The following is a 5265-nucleotide window of genomic DNA, read 5'->3' as shown; positions in this document are numbered from 1 at the left end:
AACGACGATTGGAAACTAACCCATACGCTGGTGCGCCGCCGCGGACGGAATGTCACCCGAGGCGACATCAAGCGGCTCTTCCAGCGCATCTACCTCGAAAAAAATTTCAGCGGGCGCATTGCTGATGAACGTTTGATGATCCGGCCCGGACTCGTTCGCGCGCTGGCCCGCAAGGCACCGCTGGCCATATTCACCGGCCGTCAACGTCGCGAGGCCCGGCACACCCTCAAGAAGTTCGGCCTCTGGCCCTACGTTTCCCAGATGGTCTGCACCGGCGAATGCGTCCCCAAGCCTCATCCCGACGGACTCCAAAAAATCATTCGCCGGTTTCCCACAAGGCGAGTGATCTACCTCGGCGACAACATTGACGACGCCATCTCGAGCCGCCGGGCCGGCGCTGAATTCTTTGCCGTCATCGCCTATGGCGGTTCGAAGCGCGCTCGCGCCAAAATGTTTCGCCGCGCCGGCGCTCGCGCCGTCCTGCGGTCACCGAACGAAATCACACGGTATGTGTGAACGAATGTGAACGAAGACCTGTACAGAAGAATTTTGGCGGCCATGGTGACAAAAGTTTGCTGCCATTGTCCGGCTGATGTATGCTTCCTCCTCTTGAGGCGACTGGAAATTCCGACTTTTGCAAGATGTCCTTTTGAACTGACTAGGTCTGTTTGACGTGAGCGGAGCATCTCCCTTGCTCAGATCCTGTGCTGTTGCATTGGTCTTAGGTTTGCTCATTCTGTCAAGTGCTACAGCTCAAGAAAAAAGTGTGGCACCGCTGCAACGCGACAATCCAACCTATCCGGACTCCCCGCGCGGCCTCAAGAAGCTCATCAAAGACATCCTTGCTGCGACGAGGCCAAATCAAACCGAGGCGCTTAGGGCCTACCTGAACTCAATGCTTATCCCCGACCACCAATCATGGTTCGACACGGTCTTTGGCGAGGAGGACGGCGCAAAGCTCGCGGCCTCCTACGCAGCCCGCCGGGCTGGAATTCCGTCGTACCTGGAGCAGCAATTCGCCTCGGCGGTACAGGAGAAAATGACCAACATCGTCGTACGACGCTTGGAAGAGGCATGCGACCCTAATGCGGACGAGTTCCAATACCCTGTCCTGGCCGCTCGACAGAAGCAGCAACCTTTCTACGAAGCTTCCCTGATGCGCGAGCAATACGGTAGTCCGCTAGGGTTTTTCGCCTATATTGACGGCAGATTTCGGTACCTCGGGAATCTCCGTATCCCAGAGTCTCCCGCGCCGACGATCGGGGCCGCTGCCGAGACGCGTCCAACCGACACTCATCGACCTCAACCGATCGATGTGGCTGCCAAGGTGCAAGCCGCCAGACTGATTCACCAAGTCGCACCAGAGTATCCGCGAAGGGCGAAGATGGCTGCTCTCCGAGGCACAGTTCGGATGGTCGCCATCATCGGCCGCCATGGTACGATTCGAAACCTGCGCGTGATGCAAGGCCACTGCTGGCTGGCAGAAGCAGCCGTGAAGGCCGTGAAGCAGTGGCGCTATTCGCCCACGATGTTCGGAGGCCAGCCAGTAGAAGTCATCACCACAATCGACGTGGTTTTTACGCTTGATATAAGGCCCTAGGCTTCCGCAGCGACAATAAGCTTCAAGTAAATGAGGATCCGAGGAAGCCGCGACTCGCCCACGAAAACAGCCTCACGCCTGCATCTTCTCAGGATTGGCCGACCTCCGGCGAATAGCGCGCGTTGCTCAGCCGGTGCAGCAGGAAAATCACCGGAAGCAAGATCAGCGCGGCCAGAAGAAGCTGGCCGGGCGTTTTCAGGAAAAAGTGGGCCAGCCCGACGAACAGGCCGATGACCGGAAAGGCCACCAGCACGTAGCCCAGCCCGGCTGCCGATCGCCCGGAAGCCATCGGCCGGGTGAAGGGCACCCCGCGGAAGAAAAGCATGAATAGCATCTCGAGGAGCAAAAGGCCGCAGAGCAACGCGAAAAGCACGATCCCCGCCGCATTGGCCAGGCCCCAGAAAAAAGCAAAGAAGGCAACCATCGCGAGAGCGAGCGGCAGAAAGAAATAGAGCACCAGACATTTCTTGATGGCGGCCGCCACCCGAGACGGCTTTTCGAAGCCCGTCAGCTCAAAAATCCACTCGCCTTGCGACTCCCCGGAAAAAGGCAAATAGGCAAGCAGCACCGCCGGCAACATGCCCAGGGTAAAGAGCGGCAGAAAAACGGAAAAGGCGGAATCTCCGCCAAAGGGGCTGCCGGGGCTGCCCCCGTTGCGTTCGAGAAGAAGCGGCAGCGCCGGCAGAAGGACGAAGGTCAGTGTGGGATAAAGACGCAGCCGCACCTGGCGGTCGCGGGCCAAGAGTTTGCGCACAAAATCAAAAAGGGCGCGCTCCTCGGGTGACCGGAAAAAACAGCGCAGCAGCGGTCCGAGCCATCGAGGCCGCGACCGCCGCTCGACCGGCTTGGCCGACGGTATGCCCGCCTCCCCGATGCGCTCGAGATACGAGAGAGAAAGGGTTCGCACCAGGGCAACGAAGAGCGCGACCGTCGAAAGAACAGCCGCGACCGAAAGGAGAAGCGTCCGGGCGCTCGGTCCATCGAGCAGCATTTCCACCGGCGCCGCAAACCATCGCGGCGGGACCGCATCCCACCACGACCAGGCAGTTCCACCCGCGGCTTCGCCCATCCGGCCGCGAAGTATGCTTCCCTCCAGCCGTGGGAACAATTGCGAAGCGACCACAAAAAGGATCATGAGCGCGATCTGAAAGTAGTTCACGACATCGCGGAAGCGTTCCTGGCGGAAAAGTTGCAGCAGCGCCGCGTAGCTCGCTGCCACCACCCCGGCCGTGAACAGGCTGCCCAGCAGCGCCGAGGGCAAAAAGACAATCGGGAAGGCGACTGAAGAACCCTTGCTGAACATGCCGAAGAGCGAAGGAATCAGATGCAGCGCCAGGCTGAAGATCACGATATAGAAAAGCGCATTGGTGAGGCGCGCGGCAAAATAGGTGCGCGAGCTGACCGGCCGCCAGCCGACGATTCCAATGTCGCCGGGTACCACCAGGGTTACGCCAAAATCAATCAGCATCACCATGCCGAGGATCGCCATGCCGAAAACCAGGATGATGCGAGCATAAAGTTCGGCGGGTAGGACGAAGGCAAGAAACGAAAGCATCAGGCTGTAGAGGGCATAGATCGCGAGCGCTGTGCCGAGCGGCGAAGTGCCCTGCTTCAGGCTCAGCACCTGCGCCGAACCGCGAAAGTCCACCCGGAGCGATGTCACGAGCAGGATGCGGTACTGACGATCGTCCACACCCAGGCGGGCCAGCCCCGATACAATCGGGCCGAGCATCTTGTTAATGATTTTGCCCACGAGTGCTTGGAAGGTTCTCACCGGCGCTACCTCATCAACGCCGTAAACTGTTCCACCCGCGACCCGCTATCCTCCTCGCTGGTCAGCCGCTTGAAAATCTCTTCGAGCGTCGTTGTCCCGCTCTGCGGGATCGAGCGACGCAACTCCTCCAGGTTGCCGTCGGCGACGATCCTGCCGTGGTCGAGGATGATCACGCGGTCGCAAAGCCGCTCGACCACATCGAGCACGTGCGAGCAGTAGAAAACCGTCTTCCCTTCGCGCGCCATCTGGCGGATCAGCTCCTTGAGCAGCAGGGCGGTATGGGCGTCGAGCCCGGTGAGCGGCTCATCCATGAAAATCAGGTCCGGATTGTGCAGCAGCGCCGCGCTGATCAACACCTTCTGCCGCATGCCTTTGGAATAGGTGGCCAATCGCTGGTGCATCGAACGTTCCAGCTCGAAGAGTTCCAGAAAGCCGCGCGCTTTTCGTTCCACCTCGTTTTCCTCCAGGTGATAGAGCCGGCCCACCATCTGCAGAAATTCGTAGCCGGAGAGACTTTCGTAGAAGCCACCCGTCTCCGGCACGTAGCCGATCCGGCGCCGCATGGCGAAGTCTTCCCGCTGGTACGTCCGGCCGTCGAATGAGACCGCGCCCGACGACCGCGCCAGCAGGCCCACCAGGATGTTGACCGTCGTGGATTTTCCCGCGCCATTCGGACCCAGATAGCCCAGGATTTGCCCGCGCGGCACGGTGAACGAAACTTGATCGAGCGCCAGGAAGTTGCCGTAAAACTTCTTGAGCCCAGAAACCTCAATCGCGGGTGCTTCCGCCATGGTCCACTCTCCTCGAAGGGTTTGCTCGAAATATAGCATAGCCCTTTAGCGAGGCCGCGTCAGTGCCGGGTGCCGAGTGTCGAGTGCCGGGTGCCGGGCGAAGACCAACTACTCATAGAAAGCAGAAATCCGAAAACGGGCAAGCTTCGTTTCGATTTTCGATGGCCCGATTGGCGTACGGGTTGGCAGACCTTTGTGGGTGTTGTTAGAATGGGTTGACTGCGCTGGAGTGGCGGAACTGGCAGACGCGCGAGACTCAAAATCTCGTGGCCTTCATTGGCCGTGAGGGTTCGACTCCCTCCTCCAGCACCAACTTCCTATTGCAAATGGATGCCTTCACACTGCCAAGCAGATAAGCTCGCCATCAGGCAGGTGGCAGTTGTGGTGGCATTTGGCTTCGCCCGCAGACCTTCCACCGCCTTCCGCTGAGAGCGCTAAGGAAACGGGGTCGAGGGAAGCGGCGGCGAGACAGTTGGAATGTATCTCGTCCGCCTCAGCGGGACAAACCGGGCAGGCACTCGATTTTTGGATTTCGTCTTTCGAGTTTCGCTTTTCGGTCGTTACAGTCGTGCCAGGCACGCCTTCTCGCAGGTGACCGGCGCCGTGCCGAAGAGCGAGCAGGCAGTGACGTCCGAGGCTTGCACCGAGCCGAATTCGCGCTCGCTGTAAAGCACCACCATTTTGGCGCGCGTACTCTTATCCGGGCAGCGCAGCGAACGCTTCAGACGCCCGGGCCCGTAGCTGCGGATGGCCATGGCCACGGTACCCCAAAACAAGATGTACCAGGCAACCACAAGCAGGTACACATGCTCGTTCACGGGACCCTCCTTTCGGGACCAACCCAGCTCCTTCGAGCCAGAATCGAATCCCGTCCCGAAGCATCGGGAGCGGCACCCTCTCCAAACACGATAGTCCCGCCGGCCAAGGAAGGCAAACCCTCACCAACGGCATCGACCACGGCGCTCTTCCTCTTCGCTGCGAGCAACCGGCGGTGCAAACCCTATTTTGCCGCGAACATGTAACGTGGGAAAATGCAGTCTCATGCGACTGGTTCCGCTCGAACTCGTCTGTCCGAAGTGCGGCTCGGCCGACATCACCTA

General features: G+C 59.8%; 5 protein-coding genes and 1 tRNA gene. 3 read left to right on the top strand and 3 right to left on the bottom strand.

Going from position 1 to position 5265, the window contains the following annotated elements:
• Positions 1-516 (top strand): HAD-IA family hydrolase (locus tag VIH17_09630; protein HEY4683492.1); only part of this gene is annotated, 516 nt, incomplete at its 5' end.
• A gap of 250 nt (positions 517-766) precedes the next feature.
• The gene (locus VIH17_09625) at positions 767-1600 is read left to right on the top strand and encodes an energy transducer TonB (GenBank protein HEY4683491.1); all 834 of its coding nucleotides are present in this window, start codon (positions 767-769) and stop codon (positions 1598-1600) included.
• An 88-nt stretch (positions 1601-1688) separates the two neighbouring features.
• Here VIH17_09625 and VIH17_09620 read toward each other — a convergent pair whose 3' ends face one another.
• Positions 1689-3374, bottom strand: coding sequence for a hypothetical protein (locus VIH17_09620; protein HEY4683490.1), 1686 nt, complete (start codon positions 3372-3374; stop codon positions 1689-1691).
• Positions 3375-3379: 5 nt separating this feature from the next.
• Positions 3380-4165, bottom strand: a complete 786-nt coding sequence (locus tag VIH17_09615) for an ABC transporter ATP-binding protein (GenBank protein ID HEY4683489.1) — start codon at positions 4163-4165, stop codon at positions 3380-3382.
• A 223-nt stretch (positions 4166-4388) separates the two neighbouring features.
• Here VIH17_09615 and VIH17_09610 point away from each other — a divergent pair.
• Positions 4389-4477, top strand: a tRNA-Leu gene (locus VIH17_09610).
• A 248-nt stretch (positions 4478-4725) separates the two neighbouring features.
• Here VIH17_09610 and VIH17_09605 read toward each other — a convergent pair.
• A complete protein-coding gene (locus tag VIH17_09605) occupies positions 4726-4983 on the bottom strand; it encodes a hypothetical protein (protein HEY4683488.1) in 258 nt (85 codons plus the stop codon).
• Positions 4984-5265 lie beyond the last annotated feature (282 nt).

The organism is Candidatus Acidiferrales bacterium (genome assembly GCA_036514995.1).
Taxonomy (GTDB): Bacteria; Acidobacteriota; Terriglobia; order Acidiferrales; family DATBWB01; genus DATBWB01.
This window is presented reverse-complemented; position numbering and strand designations above follow the sequence as displayed.